Consider the following 23,218-nt stretch of genomic DNA (forward strand, 5'->3'; position numbering starts at 1 on the left):
GATAAGTGTGCCATAGTGAGACCTTTTACTACTTATCAAATCCCTTCTTCAATTCTTTTATGGCTGGCAAAGCAAACGAGATCAATCCGATCATTCCCACCAGTCCCCCACCGATTATAAATGTATTTCCAATACCGATCGTATCCGCCAGAAATCCGGTACTCAACAATCCGATCATCGAAGGCAACAGACTAACACTCATATAAAACGAGAACACACGTCCCATCACCACCGGATTGATACGTGTCTGTACCACCGTCGTAAAGGAGGCCATATAAAGAGAACCGGATATACCGCCGACCGCCGTCAATACGACAAACAACGGGTAACCTGAAACCGGCAGAATACCGGACAGTCCGAACGTAACTCCCAACAGGATATACATCCAGTTTATCAATGAAATCTCATTCAGCTTAAACTTCTTCATCCCCAGAAAAGCACCGCCCAGCAAGGCGCCTATTCCCCAGGCTGCTTCAACCAGACTGATCTGAAAAGCATTCCCTGAATAATGGTCCAACGTCATCAACGGAAACAAAACACTGACCGGCATAATAAAGAAGGTAGCAATGATAGAAAGGATAAACAACCACGACAATCCGTTTTGTGCACGGACCTCTGTCAAGGCTTCCTTCGCTTCTTTCAAGAGATGTACTTTCTGCGTTTTTTCCGTATTATCCGGATCGGGGATTTTCACAAACAAGAGTGAAGTACATGCCAGAGCCGCACCAATCACATCCAGCAGCAAGATATTCGTCATCTCCATAAAAGAGATGAAAAGCGCAGCCAGTGCCGGCCCGGCAATATTACAGGCAGACTGGATAATCTGGTTGATGCCGGCAATACGAATCAGTTCCGACTTCGGAGCCAGCAAAGGGACCGACGCCTGCATGGCCGGCATATGAAAAGCCGAACCTACCGAACGTAAAGCCAACATAATATAAATATGTTCGATCTTCGCTATATCCAGGTAGAACAGGACAGCCAGGATCAATGTACAGAAAGCGATAAAGCTATCTGCCAGTATCATCACCCGCTTCCTTTTCCAACGGTCGATAAAGATACCGGTAAACAGTCCCAATACTGATTGCGGAAGCATGGCTGCTATGGCAGCAAAAGCCAGTACTTCTGCCGATTTCGTTTCAAAACTAAGCCATAGGATGATTGCAAAATTAACGATTGAACTGGTCAGGATAGAGAAGAACTGACCGGTCCATATAATGGCGAATACTTTTTTCCAGTTATTCATAACTTCTTTTATAATATAACAATAATAGATACGGGATTCCCCACGGTTCCGGGAAATCGACAATATAAACTCAGAAAACAAGAAGGATCTTATCCGTTTATCACACCAAATAAATGATGCCTGATTTAGAAGTTATTGAACACATAAAGATTATTTTATTTTCCGCAAGTATACGAATAAAATATGAATTACCAAACGATGATTAATAACGATGCTGTTTTTTCGCTATACCTCCCAGCATTCCCACCAGCGGTTGGCGCAGATATATACAATATACTGGCGTACCTGATAATTGGGGAATTTCCGGCGGGTATCATCGGCGTACTTCTTTACCTGCTCCACATCTTCAGGTCGGGGGTCTGAAAATTCCAACATCATTTCGGCATCTTTAGCCTCGAAGTATTTGAACTCTACGACACGGTCGTCGGTATAATAATCCGTGCCGGGAATACCGGTCATCTCGAAATCGGAACGCCCCACCGAATTGTTTTGCTCAATGGCAAAGGTGTAACAATTACTCAGATAACGGGAAACCAGTTCATAGAATGAGCAACGGATGAAGTTTTCGTTTATCTTGTCGAAAACCTGGGCGGGAAACTGTCCGAGGTATTGTTCGAAATAATTCTGCACGAGCGGTTCCAGGCGGCGGTCGCCGTCATATTTCCGGTAGGTAGGCACATAACGTTGTGCATTTCCTTCTATACGGTTCAAATCGTTGTAATAATCCATATAGACACTGCGCATAGTCATATTCGGAAGCGATGTCACATAGTTATCTCTGATCGTAGTCATACCCAGATAGAACAGGCTGATCGGATAAAACTCTTTGTTGAAGAACTTTTGCTTGTTGAATTTGCTGGACAGGTCGGCTACGTTATAGGCCAGTTCATCATCGATAATCAGCGCGTCGAGCATCGCTTTCGCATTGTCGAGCGACATGGTCAAACGACGGATCCAGTTGATATCCGTACGGAGGTTCTCATCAACCATTTCTTCGGGAATACTGCCGCCATTGACAGCAAATTTCTTAAAGAAATAGGTCAGGATAGTGGCATTAAACAACCGTTCGGCTTTCGGTTTAAAGCGATAGCCATCGTAGTTGTTTACGATAAGTTGCCATATCTCGTCATAACGGTCCTGGCTGCCCACATACTTATCGAGCACATAACGCAAATACGTTTCCGTTTCCGCATACGTAAAACCAAGCATATTCAAGAATGAAGGTTCCAGGGTCAATATTTCGGCTATATTGTAACCACTGGTCAAGTCGTCCATTGTGACGGGCAATACGCCGGTACAGAAACAGGTGCGGATGCTTCCTTCACCGATACCTGCCTTTATCACTTTAAAGAAGGTGCGAAGGAAACTGTCTTTAGTAGTCACCTGTTCATACAGCGGATCGTTGTAAGCTGTAAGCAGCTGGTTGGTGAAATTATCGTATTCGTCTATCAGCACGTAAACTTTAGGCAAGCCATGTTCACGGGCATATCCTAAAGCTTCTTCCAACATTTTTGAGGCATTACCTTTAGTAGTAAACTGAAAGTCGCCGAACAAATCCCGGTTATGTGTCACCATAATCTCGACCGGAATACAATTCAAATCATTGAAGTTCCGTTCCAATCCGTCCATATCGTTCGCCATTACCATCTTTGAGAAGTCATAGCGCACAATCATATATTGGTTATGTTCCGGGGTAGGATGGCTACCGATCCAGGTTCCACCGAAAAGTTCATCAAAGCGTGCCGCCCTAGTACGATCATAATAACAGGCCAGCGTAGAGATAAGCAGACTCTTGCCAAAACGGCGCGGGCGGAGGAAAACAGGGGCATTATAATATTCCAGTTTACTGATATAGTTGGTCTTATCCACATAATAAAAACCACGTTCGCGTAAATCGACGAAATCGGCAACTGCATAAGGTATCGTCATTGTAGCCATACTCGCTTTGTTTTATATTCAACAAGAGCAAAGGTACGAAAGTTTTCGGTACAACAAAACGAAGGCTGCGGGATTCACATCCGACAGCCTTCTACACTAACCCTTAACTTTAACCAATGAAAAACAATAATCTACTTAATTAGTTTTTTAGCGAAGCGATTGCGGCTTCGTAATTCGGTTCGTTGGTAATTTCAGGAACCAGTTCCTCATATACCACCTTGCCTGCTTCGTCGACTACTATCACGCCACGGGCCAGTAACCCTTTCAGCGGACCGTCAACCATCAGCATCCCGTACTTATCTTCAAAGCACGAACAGCGGAATGCAGAAAGTGTAATCACTTTATCAATACCTTCCGTAGTACAGAAGCGTCCGTGCGCAAAAGGCAAATCTTTCGATACAGCCAACACCACAGTATTTGGCAAAGAAGCAGCTTCTTTGTTGAAACGTCTCACCGAAGCAGCACATACGGCTGTATCCAAACTCGGAAAAACATTGATTACAACGTTCTTTCCTTTCAGTTCTTTCAGTGATAATTCAGATAAGTCACTTTTTACTCCTTTGAAATCGGGAGCCTCTGCTCCGACTGCCGGTAATGTTCCGTTTGTATTTACTTCCAGATTACCTTTAAATGTTATCTTTGCCATCTTTGTAGTATTTTATGTTTTTGTTACTAAAAAGCGACGTACAAATATAGGCCGCTTTGTATGACTAAAACAAACGTTAATGAAGAATGTTTTTCCTTTTAACTCTTTTTAATCACTTGCCCTAAGAACTGTTTTTCTATCTTTGCCGCAAAATAGAACGACATGAACTGGTTAATTATTTGCGGACTTCTTATTATCATTGTTTTACAAATCTTATTCCGCCCGAAAGAGGATAAATCCGATACACAAAACGAACTGAAACGCTTGCTCGATGAAATGCAACGTTCTTTCGAACGCATTGAAAAAAACTTCCGGGAAGACTTCCGGCTGAACCGCGAAGAGGGCCGTATCGTTGCCCGCGACAACCGGGAAGAACTGACCCGCTCCATGAACGAATTCAGGGAGGCTTTCGACCGGGGCATCGCTTCTTTCAACAACCTCCAACGGGAAAAGTTCGCCAACCTCGACGAACAACAGCGCCTGCTGGTTGCCAACACCGAAAAGCGCCTGGATGAAATCCGCGTCACGGTAGACGAAAAATTACAGAAGACACTGAACGACCGCATCGGCCAGTCTTTCCGCCTCGTTACCGAACAACTGGAAAGCGTGCAGAAAGGTTTAGGGGAAATGCAGACACTGGCGCAGGACGTTGGCGGTCTGAAACGGGTACTGAGCAATGTGAAGACACGAGGAAACATCGGAGAAATACAACTGAGCATGTTGCTGGAACAAATACTGGCACCGGAACAATACGAAGCGAACGTACACACCCGCAAAGGTTCGGACGCGGTCGTGGAATTTGCCGTCAAGCTCCCGGGGCGCGACGATATCCGCGAATACGTTTACCTCCCCATCGACGCCAAATTTCCCAAAGATATTTACGAACAATTGCTGGACGCTTACGACAATGCCGACCCGCAGGCTATCGAAACGGCAGGCAAGCTGCTCGAAACAACCATCAAAAAGATGGCTAAAGACATTTCCGACAAATACCTGGCTCCCCCCGCAACGACCGATTTCGGCATTATGTTCCTTCCCTTCGAAGGCATTTATGCAGAAGTAGTGCGCCGCTCCGCCCTGTTGGATGAGTTGCAACGGACCTATAAGGTCGTCGTAACCGGGCCTACCACCCTTGCCGCTATCCTGAACAGCCTGCAAATGGGTTTCCGCACGCTGGCCATCCAGAAACATTCCGGCGAAGTATGGACCATACTCGGTGCGGTAAAGAAAGAGTTCGAAAAGGTAGGTGGTATGCTGGAAAAAGCGCAGAAGAACCTGCAAACGGCCAGCGGCCAGATAGAAGAAGTGCTCGGAACCCGTACCCGCGCCATCCAACGCAAGCTGAAAGACGTAGACACCCTGAGCGGCCGTGAAGCCCGTGCAATCATACCGGAATTGGGACCGTTGACGGAGGAAGAGGAAGAATCATAAAAAATACCTATCTTTGCCACCTCAACAGAATGGATATATGAAGAATGATGGCTTTACTTTCCGCAAGCGGCTACGGAGTTTCCGGTATGCGTTCAACGGGATACGTTTGTTGATCACGAAAGAACATAATGCCTGGATACATTGTTTTGCAGCTGTATGCGTGGTGATTGCCGGTGTTCTTCTGGGGTTGTCGCGCATGGAATGGGTTGCTGTCGTAATCGTGATCGGTGCCGTGCTGGCAGCCGAAGCCGTCAACTCTGCGCTGGAAGCTATTGCCGACTTTGTATCGCCCGAATATAGCGAAGCAATCAAACGGACCAAAGACCTGGCAGCCGGAGCCGTATTGTTAATGGCGATTGCCGCCGCAATAGTAGGCGGAATCATCTTTTTTCCCAAGCTGATTGCTTTATGTTGAATCCGTACGTTTTAAACAAATCAGAACATTTTAAACAAAACAGAACAAACAATAGTTATTTCAAATATTCACTATTAATTTTAATTACACATAACAATGAAACTTCCCGAAGACCCGACGATGCTTTTCAGCGTAGTTAACATGAAACTGCGCGACAAATATGCATCCCTTGATGAATTATGCCGTAAGATGGACGTAGACAAGGACATGCTTGTCCATAAACTTGCCGTTGCCGGCTTTGAATACAGTGCTGAAAACAATAAGTTCTGGTAACTTCCGTTTCTACTTTGCATCAACAAAGAAAATATGAAACGAACAACCTATCTTTTTACCTTTCTTCTGGCATTCATGGTCTGCTTCAACAGCCATGCACAAGAAGTCAAACTAAGCGGTAGCCGTAATGCCGTCCGTAAATCGGGCGACGTGCTGGCCTGCCTTACTCCTGCGGCGAGCCTGGCAACCGTGCTGATCCTTCAGGACTGGCAGGGGTTGAAACAGGGTGCACTGGCCGGTGTAAGTACGGTCGGCATGACCTATGCGCTGAAGTATCTGGTAAAGAAAAAACGTCCCGACGGTAGCGACAACCATTCGTTTCCTTCCATGCATACCTCCGTGTCGTTTACAGGCGCTGCTTTTATCCAGCGCCGTTACGGTTGGAAATGGGGTATCCCGGCGTATGCCGTAGCAACCTATGTAGGATGGAGCCGTACGTATGCCAAGAAGCACGACTGGTGGGATGTGGCCGCCGGAGCCGCCATGGGTATCGGCAGTGCCTATATCTTCACCCGTCCGTTTGCCCAAAAGCACAACCTGACCCTCAGTCCACTGGCCGGTGACAAACATTTCGGCATTTATGCTTCCATGACCTTCTGAGCATAACTGATATAACGGAATAGAAAAAACAGCCCGGACGTGTACTCGCTACAGATCCGGGCTTAATTACAAGTCTATATGTGACTAACTCTATATTCTTTGAGGTTTTAATCATTCGTAATGTAAAGCATCGGCCGGTTGCAGCTGTGCCGCTTCGTTGGCCGGATACCAGATACCGGCAATAATCATCCCGGCGATCAGCAGGAAAGTGACCAGCATCCCTCCCGCAAAACGCAGGAGGCTGTTATCCATCAGGTTCGAATCGATCAGATTGGCAAAAGCAATATTCAGACAGATGACAACGGCCGGAATAAACGCAAGTGTCAGCAACACGAGTCCTTCGCCCAACACCGTCATCCTCAACTGCCCCCGGGTAGCCCCTAATGCCATCCGAAGTCCCATTTCCCCCTGCCGCTGACGGGTACGGAACCAGAAAGTACCGACAATCCCCAGAAAGATATTCACCAGCAGGAAGAGCAGGATGGACAAACGCGTTTTCATCTCCCCTTTTCCGTCCCGCAAAGCATCTTCCCTTATATTGGAAAGCGGGATAATATTCTGAAGATAGAGGTTACCGATCTCCACCTGATCACTCTTCTCCTGCATAAATGTATCGGCAAAGTTCCTGTCGGCTTCCGGTTTAACCCGCACAGAGACTTCCATCCAGGGTAACATCTCTGCCGAGACGGTCTTTACCTCCGTCTCACTCTGGTTAATATAAATCCTTGCTCCCACCTTGCTAAATTCCGACCGGCGGACCTCCTGGCTAATTCCGCCGATGGTCATCGTTCCGGAATTATTATTTGTATAAACAGTCTGTTTTACTGCGTCCTTTACACTTTTCTCCGGAAAAAGCCTCTCTGCCGCATCCCGGGTTATAATAACCTTCATACCGCCTATCCCTTCTTTCAGTTCTTCAGGATTTCCGGAAATAGCGGAACCAATACGATATACATCGAAATACTCCGGAGTAACAAACTGGATACGGCAGGAAACAGCATCCGAAAGCGTATCCCGGCGAAGAGGCTGGTAATTATCCATGCTATTATAAGGAACGCCAAACCTGGATAAAGCCACTTCTTCCACGCCCGGCATCCTGCGTATGCGCTCCATCGCCTCCCACAAATCTTCACCGGCTTTGGCGGGGTGTTCCCCAGGTGTCAGATACCCTTCGGCCCCCTCTTCCCGGGCGTTAAACTCAAACTTATAGGTATGGTCGAGGTCGAAACCGACCGGTGCACTGAACGTATATAATACAACCAGCAAATAATCCACAATATACCACAGGCAAACCGTCACAAGCAACAATTCCCCCAACAACCAGCTATTACTTTTCCGCTGGTTCCATATTAATTTAATGATATGTTTGATCATCTTCGTACTATTTTAACGGTTTAGTTTTCATTCAAAGCCTCTATCACCTCTTTGCGCGACATCCGGTAAGCAGGTATTCCGGCAGACAGCAGGTTCAGTATCAGGCAGAACAGAAAAGCATAGAGGAATATCACCGGATTAAGCAACTCTGAAACAGCCAACATCGGTGTCCCTCCGAACACGGAAGAGATGGAGCCGAAGCTATTACTCAGCAACCAGGTTCGCAACAAAAAGATGGCGATGTAAGAGAAGAGCAGTCCGACCACCCCACCCAGCAAGGTCAGAAACATATTCTCCGACAGTATCTGCACCAGCAGACGGCCTTTGGTCGCTCCGAACGCCTTGCGTATGCCAATCTCCGGCAGACGGCTGCGCATCCGTGACAAGGTCATGCCGGAAAGATTGATTGCAGGCACCAACAGCAGAATCACGATAATCAGCAAATACTGCACGATCGTCCTTGTCTTGTCAGGTCCGATAGCCCTCACTCCTTTAATCTCCAATTCAAGCTGCGTATCCGGCTGGTCGTATAACACGAGCTTATAATCCTTCAACGAACTGTTATATTGCGCTTGCAGGTTGCTTATTTCTTTCCTGATTGTATCGAAATCGGATGCCGAACGGGCCAGGATAATCACCTGGAACCATCCCGTTATATTCTCCGCCCAGGAATCATCGCTCAAATCGGCAGCCGAAGCCGTATAAGGAATCCACGCCTCCGCATATGCCGCTTTGGCAATTGTGGAAATATCCTTTACCACCCCGCCAACCGTGTAAGGCTTATAAGCGATCATAATCGTTTTGCCGGCAGCATCGGCCGTGCCATATAACCGGCGGGCGGTCGACTCGCTGATGACTACCTTCTTTATACCCGAAGACACTTCCTCTTTCGTATAAGGACTGCCGGATATAAACTCGAAGTTGAAGACCTTCCAGAACACATCGTCGGTAAACATCATCAGGCAATCTTTCTTCTCCTTCCCGCCCGGCAAAGAAGCCAGCAAGCTGCGGCAGGGAGAGATAAACGACACAGCCTCGGGTGTTTTCAACGGTAGGAAACACGCTTTGACCGTACGCAAGGAAAGATAACCGTTCCCGTACTGCTCCCCTTTATAGGTCCGTCCGCCCCACCGCACATACATCGTCCGGTCGCGGTTGTCCTCGGGAGAATAGTTTTCGACACGTACCTGATACGTGATCACCATCACCATGATCAGGCAGATAGCCAATGCCGTCCCCAGGATAGAGATCAGGGCCAGGAGTTTGTTCTCCTTCAGCATGGCAAGTGCTTGTTTTAAATAGATCTTATACATAATGTCAGTATTTGTTTATTCGTAATGCAAGGCTTCCGCCGGTTCGAGACGGGCCGCCTTACGGGACGGATACCAGATAGCCAGTGTGATGATAACGGCCAGCAACAGCCACGTCAGCAGGCTGACAAGCAACAGGCGGCCGACAGTCACCTCCATCACCTCCGTACTCAGCAGGCCGGCAAAGGCCACGTTCACACAGATCAGCAAGGCGGGTACGGCGGTTATGGTCAGTATCATCAATCCTTCGCCGATAAGCAACTGTTGCAGGCGGCGGCGACTGGAACCGACGGCCATGCGAAGCCCCAACTCGTTACGGCGGCGGTTCACACGGAACCAGAACGTCCCGATCACAGCCAGGAAGACATTGATCAGCAAAAAGATATTGACCGCAATGTCCAGCTTTCCCCCACTCGTATTCATCGAAGTCTCCAGATAGTTCGTACGCACATCAGGGTAATATTGCACGTTAGCCAGCCAGAAGTTGCCTGCCGCCAGCCGGTGCTTCATCTCTTTCTTAAAACGGACGGCATATTCGGAAGCACTCTCCGCCGCCGCACCCGGACGGACACGGAAACAGATCTGCATCTTCCCCAGCTCCTGTTCACTCATCCGCAGGATACTCCGCTCTTTCATCTCTTTAAAGACAATCGAAGGCGGCTGGCTGAACTCTTCCCGCTTAACGGCTTCCGTCACTCCCTTCACACGGTAACGCAAGGTGTCATCCTGAAGGATTAGCAACTCCCGGCCGCCCACCTGGGTCGAGCTGAAACATTTCATTGCCATCGGCTCACTGAGCAGGATACCTTCCTGAATAGCGGAAGCCAGTTCGTCCGGCGAACCACCATCGGCCGCATGTATATCGAAGACACGGAAGTAATCGGGCGTAACACTGAAGTCGAAAGCATTCCGGTAAATAGAATCTTTCTCCTGAAAATAAGTATCCGAATTGGACATATAGGTATAAGGCATCGAAGCCTCGTTCGCCAGGCCAACCACCTGCACGTCGGGATGCGCCTCCAACTGGCGGATGATACGCATGAAATCCTCTCCCGCCCCCTGGCTTCCCTGTTCGTAGGTAATATAGGAAGCGCTGGTGGAAGGGCGCACGGCCAGCGTCACCTTATATACATCCTCAAACGAGTATCCCATCGGTTGCGCCTGTGTGATCCGGCTCATCGTCATCCGGTCGACGGCGTACCAGAGCAGTACGAAGACGACAAGCAGTTCTATAAACACCCAGGTATTACTGCGGCGTTGTGTCTTGATCAGTTTCAGTATATGTAACAGCATATCTATTCCTTTTAATAGTGGTTTAACGACTCAGTAATATTCACACGGATCGCACGCCAGGCAGGGATCATCGACGACATCAGGTTCAGCAGGAAGCAGACCCCGAAAGCATAGCCGAACACCGCCGGACTCAGCAGCATCCCGACTGTCAGCTCCGTCTGCACACTGCCCTGCACCATCGCAATGATACCCGGCGTAAGCAGCAACTGCTGAAAGAGCGCCACCATCCCATACGATACCAGCAGCCCGACCAATCCGCCCGGCAGCATCAGCAACAGGTTCTCGATCAGTATCTGCGTCAGCAGCCGGTTCTTACGCGCCCCGAAAGCCTTCCGCACCCCCAGTTCGGAGATGCGGTCCTGCATCCGCGAAGCGTTCAGGCCGGACAAGTTAAGCGCCGGAATCAGCAGGAAAAGAAAGATCAGAAACAGGAGCATCAGGTAAACTGCCGTCACGGAACCGCCCATCACAAACTGGCGGATCACATGTGTCAGATGCGTCTCCACCCCGTTCATCATACTGAGCTTTCCGTCGGCCAGGGTCGTATTATAGCGGTCGATCATCTCTTCCAGTTCACGGCTCACCTCGTCGACTCCCATCCCGTCGGCAGGCAGGATACAGACCGTCAGCAAGCCGACCGATACATCGCGCTCGTCGGAAGCCCCCATGACCAACGGCATCGAGGTATAAGGCACCCACATATCGGCATACACGGAGGGAGTCACGGCGGAGACATCCTTCACCACGCCGCTAACGGAATATTCGGTATCGTCCAGCAGGATACTTTTCCCCGTCACGCCGGTCGCCGTCGAAAAGATACGGCGTGCCAGCGATTCGGAAACGACCACCCGGGGGAAACCCGACTGGAACTCCTCCTCACTGAACGGTTTCCCTTCGACGAAAGAAAAAGAGAAGAGGCGCCAGAAGCTATTGTTCGTACCCATCACCTGCACCTTCTGGGGGTCGTCTCCCCCGGGAATCTGCACATAGGTGTCGCCATAAAGCAAGCTGGTGATGGCCGTATTGGTCATAAGCGCCACCTCCTTTGCCGACTTCAACGGCATCAGGCATTCTTTGGCGGAACGGATGCCCCAGAAAAAGTTACTGTTTCCTTTCCCCCGTTCATATTTCATCTGGTCGATATACAGGTATTTGCCGCGGTGCACTTCGGGTGTGATGTCAGCTGTACGGATATGGTACACGATCGCTATCACCATCACCATCGAAATGGCAAGTCCCGTCCCGATGATATACACCCCGCTGTAGAAGCGGTTTTGCCTCATCAGGTTCCAGGCTTGTTTGAAGTATTGTTTATACATGATACGGTTTTATTTGTTATGCCGGACTAAAAGCAAATGCCGTGCCACAAATATAACAAACTGAATATAAGAGATTAACACAAACCCAACAGTGTTCAATACTGAACACTCGTTCCAATATCGAACACTATAAGCAGAAGCTGATAACCGCCATCAAAAACTATCGCACAGGCAACTCAACCTTCTCACAGAGCTCCAAATACTTGCCTCTAAAGATAAGCAAAATCAGTCCCAGCTGCGTCAAGTATTTGGTCTGTGCCACCAATGGGTCGGCAGCATAGCGCTGCAACTGTCCGACGGCCTCGTTGCGCAGGTCTTCAAAATCGCCGTCGGAGGCGGCAACCCTAAGATATGTCACTTTAACAATATAGCTGTAAGCGATGAGCGGCTGATGAAGTCGGTCGGGCATCATGTAAAAGCCGTCATAACCTTTAGTCGCTTCATATTCCGGTCGTATTATATAACCGTTCACCATCCCCAGGTAAGCCATCAGAAAACTTTTCACATGCGCTTCGCCTTCGATAAAGTCACGTATCTGGTCTTGCCGTTCCAATTCAGAGGCGAGATAGCGGAAGACGGGTTCCCATTCGCCTTTGTAGGCCATGTTCACTACCAGATCGGACAGGGCGGACAGGTCGAGCGGGATAACATTGTTTACGTTGTAAGCTTCAATCAAGAGGGAATAAACTTGATGACGAACGGTGAAGTTTGGAATTCCCAGCATGAGCATCTCATGTTCAGCCACATGGGGAAACAGCAAACCGAAGTAATAGAGCAGGCTTTTGAAATTATCCGGCCAGACAAGCGATTCCACGGGATAACCGATATCAATTCCGGCAGATATCATCCCGTTGCCCACCACCTCTTCCATAATGGAGGCATACATTCCGGATAGCCTATTGGTACGAATAAAATGGCGCAACCCGGCATAATCGGAATATACATTTCCGTCGACCATTTGGTAAGGTACTTCTTTATGAGGTATGTAATAATTAAGAAAGTAGAGCGTCAACACCGGATTGTATATTCGTACTTTTATAGCATCCTCCGAAAAGCAGCAACCACCACACCACAGCGTAATAATCTCCATTATCTTGTCAATGGGATCAGATAATAAAAGCTCGGAGTCATAATACTCCAGCATATCTGTTAATTCAGACTCATAAAAACCCATAAGTCCGTTAAAATACACATCGTCACTCATATCCGTCCCAAAACCAACACTTTTTCTCACAATAGGAGAAATGCCGGTGATAAAGGCCCGCTTAATCGCCCGATCGCCTATAGTCCCCGCCTTAATCCGGGCAAAGAAACGTTGGAAAAAGCTATCCTCACTTATTAATATATTATAATCACCCTGTCCCTTACGGGCCAGGATATCATTGGCGAAGTTGTCATATTCGTCAATAAAGAGATAGATAGGAAGATTGAGAGTGGTTGCCTTTGAAATTAGATAAGCGAACTTGGCATCGGCCGAAGGTTGCGCCATCAGTTCGTCGCGGAAGCCAGGTGCAAAGAAACGGGCATAGTTGTCGGCAAACTCCATAAAGCGAAAGCCACAATGTTGTTCGAACGACTCGAATACTTTATCCGGCATCGGGTTCACATCCGAGAAGTCAAAACTCAGGATCAGGTACCTTCCCTGCTCGGCTGTCGGGTTATCGAGAATGTGACATCCGACAAACACTTCTCCGAAGCGGTCTTTACGATTGATATCATAATACCAGGTTAGCATATTGATAAACAATGACTTACCGAAGCGGCGGGGACGGGCCAGAAAGAAGTAAGACTCCGCCTGCTCAATCCGGGGGATATATTCTGTTTTATCCACATAGTAATAATTATCCCTCTGAATGCGGGCGAAGTCTGTCAACCCGTACGGTATATTCTTTGCTTCCATATCTGACTGTATTTATTGATCGACAGGAACAAATGTACGGATTTATTGTGACAGAAGGCAGAAAAAGTTTAAGTAATACCAAACATTCCCTATCCCCTATTCATAATGCAGCGCCTCAGCCGGCTCGATCTTTGCTGAGCGGTGTGCAGGATACCAGGTAGCGAGAAGGATCACCGGCAGCAATAATAATAGCGACAGCGCGGTGTCGAGCAAGAAGCGGCCCACTGTCAGGTCCATATTCTCCGTGGCGAGCAAATCCATCCGATAGATATTCAGGCAAACCAGCAGGGCAGGCACGAATGCCACGGCAAACAGACAGACGCTTTCCCACAGCAGCCACTGTTGTATTTTCCTCCGCGAAGCTCCCAAAGCCATCCGCAGGCCAAGCTCCTCCCGGCGGTATTCGATGCGGAACCAGAACGTACCGATTACTCCTAAAAACAGGTTCAGCAGAAAAAAGACTGTCAGCAAGACACGGTATTGTATCGTTTCCGAGATATGATAGGCATCGAGCAGATTCTGCCGCACCTTCTTGAACGGCACGATCGAGGAGAAAGAATAATTCCCCGCATCCATCTGCATCCAATCCTTAAAGGAGGCTTCGAAGGCCCGCCTGTCAGCATTCGAACGGAGGCGGAAACAAATACCTATACGACTGAAGAGTCGGTTTTCTCTCATCCTCCCCCAGCTATTTTCCGGCATCAAGCTGATTATTACCGGGAAAGGACGCGTATACTCATGCTGCTTCATATCGGGCAATACGGCCATGACGACTGATCCGATCGAATCTTTCTCATCCCAATATACTCTCTTTCCGGCAGGTGAAATATCGCCGGGGAACAACCGACGGGCGCCAAGCCGGGTAAGAATCACTTTCTCCCCCAGCCTTTCGCCCAGTTCCTGCGGCGTCTCCCCATTGAGTCCGTAGAGGCGGAAAACACGGAAATAGTCTTTGGTTACGTGGTAGATATTTGCACCAGTCTTCAGGGTATCGTTCCACAAGGTCGTAGAGGAACTCCCACCGTAATACGGATAATAAAACTGCCCAAGGCAGAGACATTCGATATCCGGATGGTTACGGATACGGTCGACGATACGCTGGAAGTTGCGCGAAGGTTCTTCGCTGCCCTCTTCGTAAGCGATAAACGAGGGACTACTTTGCGGAGTCATGGACAGTTTGACCAGATAGGTATTGGTAATGTCGGCACCAACGGGGGTACGCGCTGTCAGATAAAGTACGGAGAAGAAATCGACCAGCACCCATATCAGGATGAAGATAAGGAACAGTTCGAGAACGATCCAGCCGTTACTGCGCCGCTGGTTATATATCAGTTTAAATAAATGACTTGTCATAACTTATTATTTATCATTAATAGCCTTTACAATAGAAACACGCGTAGAAAGCCATGCCGGCAACAAGGCGGACAGCAAGTTCAGCAACAAACAGAACCCGAAGGTGATAAAGAACACCGGAAGATTCAGCAACATGCCGGGCGAAAGACTCACTTCGCCAGTCATCTGTTCGATGCCAAACAACAGGTTGCGCAGCAGAAACACCAGCAGGAAGGAGAACAGCAAGCCTACTATTCCCCCCAGGAACGTGTAAAGGAAATTTTCGGTCAACACCTGCACGATCAGCGTCGCGCGGCTTGCCCCGAAGGCCTTGCGCAATCCCAGTTCGGGAATCCGCTTCACCATGTCGGAGGAGGAAAGCCCCGAGAGGTTTACGGCAGGGACAAGAAGGAAGATGCACAACAGCAATCCGTATTGCATCAGTTGCTTCGAAGGCGATGTGCGCCAGTCGAGCTTCGAGAGGATGAAAGTGCGCCATGTCCGCACATCGCCCCTTTCATTGGCAATATATTCCCAGTCTTTCAGCGTCGTGTTGTAGCGTTTGCGGTTCTGGTCTATCTCTTTCCGGAGCACAGACAGATCGTCGATGCTCCGGCAACGGATGCAGAGTTCAAGCATTCCGAGTACGCCTTCCGCCCCATCGGAGATCATCAGTTCGGGATATAAAGTGAAAGGAACCCAAGCATCGGCACAGGTGATTGTATTGACGGCAGAGATATCGCGGACCACGCCTGCAACGGTATACTCGACATCGTTCAACAGGACGCCCTGTCCCGCTACGTCCGGCTTGCCAAACAACTGCCGTGCCCTCGTCTCGCTCAGGACAATACGGCGCAGTCCGCTTTCAAAATCAGCCGGCGTATAAGGCTTCCCGTCGATAAAGGTAAAACGAAACATCTGCCAGTAGGCGGCATCGGTTGCCGACAGGTTGATTTCAAACTTGTCTTTTCCGCCGGGAATGCGCAGTTGCATCTCACCGACATTGTAAGTGAATATTCCCGGCCTGATGTAGGCGCTGACCAACTCCGGAGTCCGGAGGGGATAGTAGACCTCGCGGATGGTCTTGAATGACAGGTTGCCTGTCCAGTTGCTCTGCCCGTCTTTGGAGACCGACGTCGCCGCATCGAGGAGGCAGAGGCGGCCGCGGTTCACCTCCGGTGCAATGTCGGCGGTACGGATATAATACACGATCGCCATCATCATGACCATCGAGATTGCCAAAGCCGTCCCCAGAATATACACGAAACTGAAGAAACGATTCTGTTTCATCAGATTCAAAGCTTGTATGAGATATTGTCTGAACATATTACTTATCTTTGTCGTTTAACATTAATCTATGTGTGTTATGGATAAAGAGCTACCTAAATCAAAAATGACCGTTAAACCCGGCAAACTATTCGTCAAACTGAGTAAAAGCCAGTTGCCCGGACAAAAGCCGTTCTATAAAGGAACGTTGCCCAACCATCCGACGCTCACTATCGAAGATATCGCCGCCCGGGCCGTTAAAGCCCGCTCTTCCTACCGCCACGGAACGTTCGTCGAAGTGTTCCGTACGATGATCGAAGAGATGTACGGTGCCATCCATGACGGCTTCAACGTCGACTTCGGCCTGGGACGCACGGAACTGACCGTCACCGGCCGTTTCAACGCCCCTACCGACAAGTTCGACCGCGCAAAGCACGCCATCCGTGCCAACTTCCGCCCCTCTCCCCGTCTGAACCAGCTGATCGACTCGTTTCCGGCCGAGGTAAGCAACTTCAATGCGAACGCCCCGCTGCCAAACGAACTCAGCATCTACAACGAACGCCATGAAAAAGGACATGCCTACGAGTTCTGCTGTATCCCTTCCGACTACACCCTTCCGCTCTTCATCCACGGACAACGCGTGAAAGTAATGGGCGACCATCCGGATGTCGGCATCGTGATCCGTCAGGAGGAGGGCGACAAACGTTACTTTATCGAACCCCGGTTCGTCTTCATCAACCAGACGATGCGCCTGGCTTTCATGATCCCCGAAGCACTTACGCCGGGAAGATGGGTAGCGGAGGTGCATAGCCAGTACACACCTACTTACCACCTGTACAAGAAGCCTCGTGTCGGCACTGTCGCCTTTACCGTGCTAGACACTGCCTCACCGGGATGATGTAACCTGCCTCACCGGGGTGATGTAATCTACCTCATCTGGATGATGTTAACCACCTCATCAGGGTGAGGTGATCTGCCTCATCGGCGTGATGCGAGGTCTAGCATTAGGCTCCCCGTTCTCCCGGCAAACGGGGAGCGGGGAAGTCCACAGCCTCTGTCTGCCCTGCCTGTAACACACTCCCCGCCTCTTCCCGAGAGGGGAAGGGTTACTATTGAACCTGTCGTCCGTCGAAGAAACGCACTGTGCGGCTGGTCTGCTGTGCCTGCGCTTCGTTGTGGGTTACCATCACGATGGTGCGGCCGTCTTCCTTATTCAGGCGGTGGAGGATATCCATGACCTCGATACCCATCTTTGAATCCAGGTTACCGGTCGGCTCATCCGCCAGGATAATCTCGGGATTCCCTACGATGGCACGGGCGATGGCTACACGCTGGCACTGACCGCCGGACAACTGTGTCGGGAAGTGGCGCATGCGGTGGCTCAGTCCGACCTTTTCGAGAACGGCTTCGGCAGCCTTGCGGCGTTCGGAAGAAGAGACGTTACGGTAGAGCAGCGGGAGTTCCACGTTATCCAGTACGTTCAACGAATTGATCAGGTGGAAGGACTGGAAGACGAAACCGAGCGTCTTGTTACGGAAGGCGGCCAGTTGTTTGTCGTTCATACTGACCGTATTGGTTCCGGCGATCTCGACCGTACCGGCTGTCGGGGCATCCAACAGTCCGATGATGTTCAGCAAGGTGGACTTTCCGCAACCAGAGGGGCCCATGATGCTGAGGAATTCTCCCTTCTGGATATCCAGATTCACATTCTCCAAGGCAACTGTTTCGATCTCCTTCGTACGGTAGATCTTCTCGAGGTTTGTTAATTTGATCATGATGTTTGATATTTAAATTGTTATTATTGTTCTTTATTCATAATGCAACGCCTCCGCCGGTTTCATCCGTACCGCCTTGTACATCGGGAACCAGATGCCGAGGCTGATCATACCCGCCATCAGCAGGTAGGCTCCTCCGAAGGTGACCGCGAAACGCCACCAGGTATAAGGCAAACGGATGGTATCGAGCATATCGAAATACAACATATTCAGGATAAAAACCAGCACCAGCGGGACAGTCAGCACCAGCAACATCAATCCCTCGCAATTCATCAGACTACCAATCCGGCTACGGTTGGAACCCAAAGCCATACGAAGCCCAATCTCACCCTGCCGTGCCTGCGTGCGTAACCAGAACGTCCCGATAATACCGAAGAAAACATTGATGAGCATGAAACTGACCAGGGCAGACTTCTTCTTCATGGTGTCTTCGGATTTCTTCAGTATTTCGGTGCGCATCTCGCCGAGGGGGACGACGCTGGAAACATAGACGTTATTCACCGTCAGCCGTTCGCCCATTCCTTGCAGAAACCTTTCCATGTCTTCCGGACGGAAACCGGATTTCATTCGCACCAGGCAGTCGATGCCCACCGCCTGCGCCTCTTCGATCTGCCTGATCATTTCAGGCTGCGAAGGGATATAATAAAAGAAAGGGATACTCTTCTTATACTCCGATTCGCGGACAGGGCCTGAGACTGCCAGGATTGCCATCTCATCGGTGTTGTCGGGATGATACTTGACGGCCTTGCCCCGGGCGGAGACGTCCGCTCCGTAAAAGACCCGCTCCAGGTCGGAGGTGATAACGCCGCCTGTCCGCTGTCCGATCTGCGGGCCCAGCAGGTTGCCTTCGGTATCTTTCATCCGTAGCACCGTGAAATACTCGGGACTGACGGTAGACTGGCGGAAGTTCGCCTTGATGAACGTATCCGCATCCGCCCGGTAGAGTTGCGACCAGGAACGGTTTTCGGTGTACACACAGCCGACATGGGAGATGGAGACCTCCTCTACCTCGGGCGCCTGTCGGAGCAGTCCCGCCAACCGAAGCACGTCCTCCCCCTGGCGGGTGGTCAGCAACGAATCGTCCACGTATCCCGGAGTGCCCGGCGCGAGGATACCCAACTGCACCTTATACGTATCTTCGATGTCGAACCCCAGGGGCGAATAGTAAGTGTATTTATCGACCAGCAGCGAATCCGTCATTACCCACAGGATACTGACTACGACCAGCAGTTCGGCAAATATCCAGCCGTTGCTGCGGCGCTGGTTCCAGATTATTTTCAGTATATGCTTTATCATCTTCCTTTCGTATTTATATCGTTACATCTCTTCGGATTCTTCGCCTTTCAATGAAGCGGCTATCTGCTGGCGGGCGATACGCAGGGCAGGAATACCCGCAGAAAGCAGGTTCAGCAGCAGACAGAACAGCAGGGCCACCAGGAAAAGCCCGGGTTTGAACAGCATATCGCTTTGCAGTACCGTGTCCGCCTTTTCCAGCAGGAAGCTGCGGCAGAGGGGCAACAGCAGGAACGAGAGCAGCAAGCCGATTACGCCACCTACCAGGGTGATCACCCCGTTTTCGTAGAGGACCTGGCGAACCAGGTCGCCGTAAGTCGCTCCGAATGCCTTGCGGATTCCCATTTCCGAACGGCGTTTCTGCACTGCCGACTGGGTGACGCCCATCAGGTTAAGGGCCGGTACGAGCAGGAGGAAAAGCAGCAGGCCGCCCATCTCCGTCAGGTAGTCCTTCAGCTCGACCTTGATCTGTCCGCTCGTACCGATCGCTTTGTCGAAACGGCTGATAGGGTTATGGAAAAAGTTGATCTGCGCCTCTTTCTTAGTGGAGTTGTAGCGGGCCATCTGCCCCTTCAGTTCCTGGCGGATGGCGTCGAAACCGGACGTCTCACGGGCCAGCAGGCAGACGTTGAAGGCCCCCGACATATTCTCCATAAACGCCATATCCGACAGGACCCGGTTGGTGGTATAGGGTGTCCAGACCTGTCCGTAGGCGGTGTCGGCGGCACGGCTGACGTCTTTCACGACACCGCAGATCGTATAGGACATGCGGTCGATGATAACGGGTTTGCCGACAACCTGGGTAGTACCGTAAAGTTGCTTGGCGACACTCTCACAGACAACGGCCTGTGGGATGGCGGAGCTGAAGTCGGCTTCCGAGAAAGGTTTGCCTTCCAGGAAAGAGAATGCGTATATCTTCCAGAAACCGGGATCGGTATAGTAGATCGTATAGGTCCTGAACATCTGCTTACCCGGCAAAGAGAGCGGGGAAAAGCGGGTGGCCCAGGCACAGGCGGCCTCGGGTGTCTTCAGGGAATAGAAGCATTCGCGAACGGCTTCGACCGACATGTTGCCGCGGCTCCAACTATTCTGAGCCTTTACTTCGGTACCGTTTTCGACATAGAGCATGCGGTCGCGGTTTACTTCGGGCACGAACGAGGTCAGTTGTACCTGGAAGACCAGGATGACAACCATGATCATGGCTATCGAAAGGGCCGTGCCGAGTATGGAGATCAGGCTGATGAGGCGGTTCTCACGCAGCATGTTCAAGGCTTGTTTGAGGTATTGTTTGAACATATTGTTGTTGTTTGTGTTGGGGCGGTTCGCGAACCGCCCGTACGGGACGTTATTTTATTTTAAGTTTGTTCTTGTCCTTATAGCTTGCCATGTCGGAGACTACTACCTGGTCGCCGGGTTGCAGGCCGCTGATCACTTCTACGTATTCGTAGTTGCTGTCGCCTAGCTGCACCTTGCGTTTCAAGAGTTGGTCGCCATTGACTACAAAGAGGTCGTATTCACCTTTGCCGACATAATAAGAGGCGTTGGCGATGCGCATGACGTCATCCTTGACGGCGTTCATGACATACACGTCAGTCTTGAGGCCGGAGCGGAGGCGGCGGTGGTTGTCTTCTTCCAGTTGGACGGTGAAGGAGATGACGCCGTTCTTCGACAGCGGGGTGACGTCGCTGACGGTGCCCTCCAGTTTGTCACTGCCGATCTTGACAACGGCTTTGCTGCCGGCGGCGATGCGGTCACCATAGGTGTCGGCTATCTCACCTTCGATCTTGAAATGTGAGAGGTCGGAGACGATGGCGATCTTGGTGCCTTCGCTTACCTGAGCACCGATCTCGTTGTTCACGTAGGTCAGGATCGCCTTGCGGGGGGAGCGGACCTGGGCATCGTCGAGCGTGCGCTTGGTTTCGGCGAGGCTTTTGCGGAAGATGTTGAGTTCGAGTTCCTTCACTTTCAGGTCGGCTTCGGCAAGGGCCTGTTCGTTGATGTATTTCTGTTCGTCTTCCTTGAGTTTTAACTGGCTGACGTTGTAGTCGAGTTCTACCTGGCGGACTTTGTCGGTGGTGCCGGCACCGAGGCTGTCAAGGTAGCGTTCGTTACGCAGTTCGACGGCTTTGCGGTCGAGTTCCATGCGGGAGACTTTCAGGTTCATCTCCATCTCAGAGAGTTTGCTATGGCCGGTGACACGGAGTTTTTCCAGTTCGAGTTGTTTCATCTGTTGCTCGTCCAGTTTCTTCTTGTATTCCGTTTCGGCACTTTGCAGGTCGAGTTTGAGGATCGGTGTTCCTACATCGACGGAGTCGCCGCCTTTTTTGTATATCTCGACGATACGGGTGTTGATGGGGGAATTGATGATCTCTTCAAAAGCGGGTATCACCTTGCCGGAGGCGCTGACCGATACTTCGATGACGCCCTGGTCGACGGTGGATATAGTCAGGTCTTTACGGTTCAGGCTGGTTTGCAGGAAAGATATGATCACGGCAATGACGGCTACGGCCGCTCCCACGCCTCCCCCGATCTTTATGATTTGTTTGCGTTGTTCTTTTCTTCGAACTTCTTTTGATATCTCTCTGTCCATATTTAGTATTGTTTTTATTTTCCGCCACAGTAGAGGCAAACTCCGTGCCAAAAAGCTAAACTACTGATATTGTGCACCTACGATAAAACAAACAGTGTTCAATATCGGACAGTGTGTTCGGTTTTACAGAAAACATTCCGGCTCTCCGCGTTGTTCTTTATCGACAAAGAAGGTAAAAACACTTATTAATCGCTAAAACAAGAAAGATATGAGTACCAGATCTATTATTTTATCGCTTTTCGTCGCCTTGGGGTTCGTCCTCACCGGTTGCGACAATAATGATGACAATCACAAAAATGCCATCGAACCGACTGAGCCGGTAATGCAGGCTTTCAATAAGAAATATCCCGATGCCTCTAACCCGCTCTTTACGATCGAAGGAAATTATTATGTAGCCGAGTTCACGGACAACGGCGTTTCGACCGAAGCATGGCTCACCGAACAGGGAAAGTGGATGATGGACAAGGCGGATACACCTTTCAACCAACTCCCGGAGGCGGTGACCGACGCGTTCAATAACGGCCTTTATGCGGGCTGGAAAGTGGATGACTCCTATACGATCAACCGCGATAGCATGGCTGTCGTCTATAAGATTAATGCCGAAAAGGGAAACAGCGACATGGACCTGTATTATTCGCAATACGGCAACCTGATCAAGGCCGTGAACGACGAAGGGAACGAGGATGCTCCGATCGTGATCCCGGCAGAGGTACATACGTTGATGAACCTTACTTTCGCAACCTGCGACCTGCTGGATATACAGAGCAACAGCGAAGGATATATCCTGAATATGCTGGACGGAAAGGTTTATAAGGTCGCCCAACTGAATAAAGATTACCGGTGGCAGAGTACCACATACCAGATAACCGAACAGGAGGTACCGGAGATTATTATGGCTGCCTTCCAGTCCACAGGCTATGCCGGAGATACAATCGAAGCAATAACAGTAAAGATCGAGATTGCCGGAACATTCTACACCTTCACCGTCGATCATAACGGACAGAGCACAGATGTCACATTCGATGCGGTGGGGAATGTTGTTGGATGAAACAGCGTTAGAAATAATTGAGCTATCCCGTTCCCGTGCTTGACACGGGATCGCAAAGACACAGACCGTTTCCTATAATATCTTTTGATACTGCCAGTTCTCTTGCGGCCCCGTGTCAAGCACGGGGACAAGATTGCTCAATTTTGATAATAACCGAATCTCCCTACAA

General features: G+C 50.0%; 20 protein-coding genes. 6 read left to right on the forward strand and 14 right to left on the reverse strand.

What is annotated here, in order from left to right; translation table 11 throughout:
* Positions 1 to 28: 28 nt before the first annotated feature.
* The 3 genes from C825_RS22425 to tpx form a co-directional block, all read right to left on the reverse strand.
* Positions 29 to 1,246 carry an MFS transporter gene (locus C825_RS22425; RefSeq protein ID WP_010800254.1) on the reverse strand — a complete coding sequence of 406 codons (1,218 nt, stop codon included), beginning with the start codon at positions 1,244 to 1,246 and terminating at the stop codon, positions 29 to 31.
* A gap of 225 nt (positions 1,247 to 1,471) precedes the next feature.
* Positions 1,472 to 3,184, reverse strand: coding sequence for a PD-(D/E)XK nuclease domain-containing ATP-binding protein (locus C825_RS22430; RefSeq protein ID WP_010800255.1), 1,713 nt, complete (start codon positions 3,182 to 3,184; stop codon positions 1,472 to 1,474).
* A 139-nt stretch (positions 3,185 to 3,323) separates the two neighbouring features.
* The gene (tpx, locus tag C825_RS22435) at positions 3,324 to 3,830 is read right to left on the reverse strand and encodes a thiol peroxidase (protein ID WP_007653626.1); all 507 of its coding nucleotides are present in this window, start codon (positions 3,828 to 3,830) and stop codon (positions 3,324 to 3,326) included.
* Between the two features lie 162 nt (positions 3,831 to 3,992).
* Here tpx and C825_RS22440 point away from each other — a divergent pair, with 162 nt between their 5' ends.
* The 4 genes from C825_RS22440 to C825_RS22455 all read left to right on the forward strand — a co-directional run bounded on the left by C825_RS22440 (position 3,993) and on the right by C825_RS22455 (position 6,549).
* Complete coding sequence (locus C825_RS22440) at positions 3,993 to 5,261, forward strand: DNA recombination protein RmuC (protein ID WP_007653627.1); 1,269 nt, start codon at positions 3,993 to 3,995, stop codon at positions 5,259 to 5,261.
* Positions 5,262 to 5,298: 37 nt separating this feature from the next.
* The gene (locus C825_RS22445) at positions 5,299 to 5,676 is read left to right on the forward strand and encodes a diacylglycerol kinase family protein (protein WP_044215250.1); all 378 of its coding nucleotides are present in this window, start codon (positions 5,299 to 5,301) and stop codon (positions 5,674 to 5,676) included.
* A gap of 96 nt (positions 5,677 to 5,772) precedes the next feature.
* Positions 5,773 to 5,949 carry a DUF4250 domain-containing protein gene (locus tag C825_RS22450; RefSeq protein WP_010800257.1) on the forward strand — a complete coding sequence of 59 codons (177 nt, stop codon included), beginning with the start codon at positions 5,773 to 5,775 and terminating at the stop codon, positions 5,947 to 5,949.
* A 75-nt stretch (positions 5,950 to 6,024) separates the two neighbouring features.
* Positions 6,025 to 6,549 carry a phosphatase PAP2 family protein gene (locus tag C825_RS22455; RefSeq protein ID WP_370449596.1) on the forward strand — a complete coding sequence of 175 codons (525 nt, stop codon included), beginning with the start codon at positions 6,025 to 6,027 and terminating at the stop codon, positions 6,547 to 6,549.
* Positions 6,550 to 6,660: 111 nt separating this feature from the next.
* Here the strand turns inward: C825_RS22455 and C825_RS22460 are convergent, their stop codons facing one another.
* From C825_RS22460 to C825_RS22490, 7 genes are all read right to left on the reverse strand, one after another.
* On the reverse strand, positions 6,661 to 7,923 hold the full coding sequence (locus tag C825_RS22460; protein WP_010800259.1) for an ABC transporter permease: 1,263 nt from the start codon (positions 7,921 to 7,923) through the stop codon (positions 6,661 to 6,663).
* A 20-nt stretch (positions 7,924 to 7,943) separates the two neighbouring features.
* Positions 7,944 to 9,236, reverse strand: coding sequence for an ABC transporter permease (locus C825_RS22465; RefSeq protein WP_010800260.1), 1,293 nt, complete (start codon positions 9,234 to 9,236; stop codon positions 7,944 to 7,946).
* 15 nt (positions 9,237 to 9,251) lie between these two features.
* Positions 9,252 to 10,526, reverse strand: a complete 1,275-nt coding sequence (locus C825_RS22470; protein WP_010800261.1) for an ABC transporter permease — start codon at positions 10,524 to 10,526, stop codon at positions 9,252 to 9,254.
* 11 nt (positions 10,527 to 10,537) lie between these two features.
* Positions 10,538 to 11,845, reverse strand: a complete 1,308-nt coding sequence (locus C825_RS22475) for an ABC transporter permease (protein ID WP_010800262.1) — start codon at positions 11,843 to 11,845, stop codon at positions 10,538 to 10,540.
* A gap of 160 nt (positions 11,846 to 12,005) precedes the next feature.
* Positions 12,006 to 13,745 (reverse strand): AAA family ATPase, encoded by a 1,740-nt coding sequence (locus C825_RS22480; protein ID WP_010800263.1) that lies wholly within the window; start codon positions 13,743 to 13,745, stop codon positions 12,006 to 12,008.
* A 96-nt stretch (positions 13,746 to 13,841) separates the two neighbouring features.
* The gene (locus tag C825_RS22485) at positions 13,842 to 15,098 is read right to left on the reverse strand and encodes an ABC transporter permease (protein WP_010800264.1); all 1,257 of its coding nucleotides are present in this window, start codon (positions 15,096 to 15,098) and stop codon (positions 13,842 to 13,844) included.
* A gap of 6 nt (positions 15,099 to 15,104) precedes the next feature.
* Positions 15,105 to 16,403: an ABC transporter permease gene (locus C825_RS22490; protein ID WP_010800265.1), complete on the reverse strand. Its 1,299-nt coding sequence runs from the start codon at positions 16,401 to 16,403 to the stop codon at positions 15,105 to 15,107.
* A gap of 31 nt (positions 16,404 to 16,434) precedes the next feature.
* On the opposite strand from C825_RS22490, the gene C825_RS22495 reads away from it, so the two are divergent.
* On the forward strand, positions 16,435 to 17,241 hold the full coding sequence (locus tag C825_RS22495; protein WP_228100073.1) for a DNA-binding domain-containing protein: 807 nt from the start codon (positions 16,435 to 16,437) through the stop codon (positions 17,239 to 17,241).
* Between the two features lie 211 nt (positions 17,242 to 17,452).
* On the opposite strand, the gene C825_RS22500 is transcribed toward C825_RS22495, so the two are convergent.
* The 4 genes from C825_RS22500 to C825_RS22515 are packed head-to-tail and all read right to left on the reverse strand — an operon-like array spanning position 17,453 to position 22,001.
* Positions 17,453 to 18,118, reverse strand: coding sequence for an ABC transporter ATP-binding protein (locus tag C825_RS22500; protein WP_007653641.1), 666 nt, complete (start codon positions 18,116 to 18,118; stop codon positions 17,453 to 17,455).
* A gap of 33 nt (positions 18,119 to 18,151) precedes the next feature.
* Entirely contained in the window at positions 18,152 to 19,414 is a 1,263-nt protein-coding gene (locus tag C825_RS22505; protein ID WP_010800267.1) for an ABC transporter permease, read from the reverse strand.
* 21 nt (positions 19,415 to 19,435) lie between these two features.
* Positions 19,436 to 20,707 (reverse strand): ABC transporter permease, encoded by a 1,272-nt coding sequence (locus C825_RS22510; protein WP_044215248.1) that lies wholly within the window; start codon positions 20,705 to 20,707, stop codon positions 19,436 to 19,438.
* A 49-nt stretch (positions 20,708 to 20,756) separates the two neighbouring features.
* On the reverse strand, positions 20,757 to 22,001 hold the full coding sequence (locus tag C825_RS22515) for an efflux RND transporter periplasmic adaptor subunit (RefSeq protein WP_010800269.1): 1,245 nt from the start codon (positions 21,999 to 22,001) through the stop codon (positions 20,757 to 20,759).
* A gap of 208 nt (positions 22,002 to 22,209) precedes the next feature.
* On the opposite strand from C825_RS22515, the gene C825_RS22520 reads away from it, so the two are divergent.
* On the forward strand, positions 22,210 to 23,049 hold the full coding sequence (locus C825_RS22520) for a PepSY-like domain-containing protein (protein ID WP_010800270.1): 840 nt from the start codon (positions 22,210 to 22,212) through the stop codon (positions 23,047 to 23,049).
* Positions 23,050 to 23,218: the final 169 nt, after the last annotated feature.

It is taken from the genome of Parabacteroides sp. ASF519 (assembly GCF_000364265.2).
Taxonomy (GTDB): Bacteria; Bacteroidota; Bacteroidia; order Bacteroidales; family Tannerellaceae; genus Parabacteroides; species Parabacteroides goldsteinii.

Excerpts from the sequence above, each read along its gene's own strand:
- C825_RS22425 (WP_010800254.1), bottom strand. The coding sequence starts at position 1,246 with ATGAATAACTGGAAAAAAGTATTCGCCATTATATGGACCGGTCAGTTC.
- C825_RS22430 (WP_010800255.1), bottom strand. The coding sequence starts at position 3,184 with ATGGCTACAATGACGATACCTTATGCAGTTGCCGATTTCGTCGATTTA.
- tpx (WP_007653626.1), bottom strand. The coding sequence starts at position 3,830 with ATGGCAAAGATAACATTTAAAGGTAATCTGGAAGTAAATACAAACGGA.
- C825_RS22440 (WP_007653627.1), top strand. The coding sequence starts at position 3,993 with ATGAACTGGTTAATTATTTGCGGACTTCTTATTATCATTGTTTTACAA.
- C825_RS22445 (WP_044215250.1), top strand. The coding sequence starts at position 5,299 with ATGAAGAATGATGGCTTTACTTTCCGCAAGCGGCTACGGAGTTTCCGG.
- C825_RS22450 (WP_010800257.1), top strand. The coding sequence starts at position 5,773 with ATGAAACTTCCCGAAGACCCGACGATGCTTTTCAGCGTAGTTAACATG.
- C825_RS22455 (WP_370449596.1), top strand. The coding sequence starts at position 6,025 with ATGGTCTGCTTCAACAGCCATGCACAAGAAGTCAAACTAAGCGGTAGC.
- C825_RS22460 (WP_010800259.1), bottom strand. The coding sequence starts at position 7,923 with ATGATCAAACATATCATTAAATTAATATGGAACCAGCGGAAAAGTAAT.
- C825_RS22465 (WP_010800260.1), bottom strand. The coding sequence starts at position 9,236 with ATGTATAAGATCTATTTAAAACAAGCACTTGCCATGCTGAAGGAGAAC.
- C825_RS22470 (WP_010800261.1), bottom strand. The coding sequence starts at position 10,526 with ATGCTGTTACATATACTGAAACTGATCAAGACACAACGCCGCAGTAAT.
- C825_RS22475 (WP_010800262.1), bottom strand. The coding sequence starts at position 11,845 with ATGTATAAACAATACTTCAAACAAGCCTGGAACCTGATGAGGCAAAAC.
- C825_RS22480 (WP_010800263.1), bottom strand. The coding sequence starts at position 13,745 with ATGGAAGCAAAGAATATACCGTACGGGTTGACAGACTTCGCCCGCATT.
- C825_RS22485 (WP_010800264.1), bottom strand. The coding sequence starts at position 15,098 with ATGACAAGTCATTTATTTAAACTGATATATAACCAGCGGCGCAGTAAC.
- C825_RS22490 (WP_010800265.1), bottom strand. The coding sequence starts at position 16,403 with ATGTTCAGACAATATCTCATACAAGCTTTGAATCTGATGAAACAGAAT.
- C825_RS22495 (WP_228100073.1), top strand. The coding sequence starts at position 16,435 with ATGTGTGTTATGGATAAAGAGCTACCTAAATCAAAAATGACCGTTAAA.
- C825_RS22500 (WP_007653641.1), bottom strand. The coding sequence starts at position 18,118 with ATGATCAAATTAACAAACCTCGAGAAGATCTACCGTACGAAGGAGATC.
- C825_RS22505 (WP_010800267.1), bottom strand. The coding sequence starts at position 19,414 with ATGATAAAGCATATACTGAAAATAATCTGGAACCAGCGCCGCAGCAAC.
- C825_RS22510 (WP_044215248.1), bottom strand. The coding sequence starts at position 20,707 with ATGTTCAAACAATACCTCAAACAAGCCTTGAACATGCTGCGTGAGAAC.
- C825_RS22515 (WP_010800269.1), bottom strand. The coding sequence starts at position 22,001 with ATGGACAGAGAGATATCAAAAGAAGTTCGAAGAAAAGAACAACGCAAA.
- C825_RS22520 (WP_010800270.1), top strand. The coding sequence starts at position 22,210 with ATGAGTACCAGATCTATTATTTTATCGCTTTTCGTCGCCTTGGGGTTC.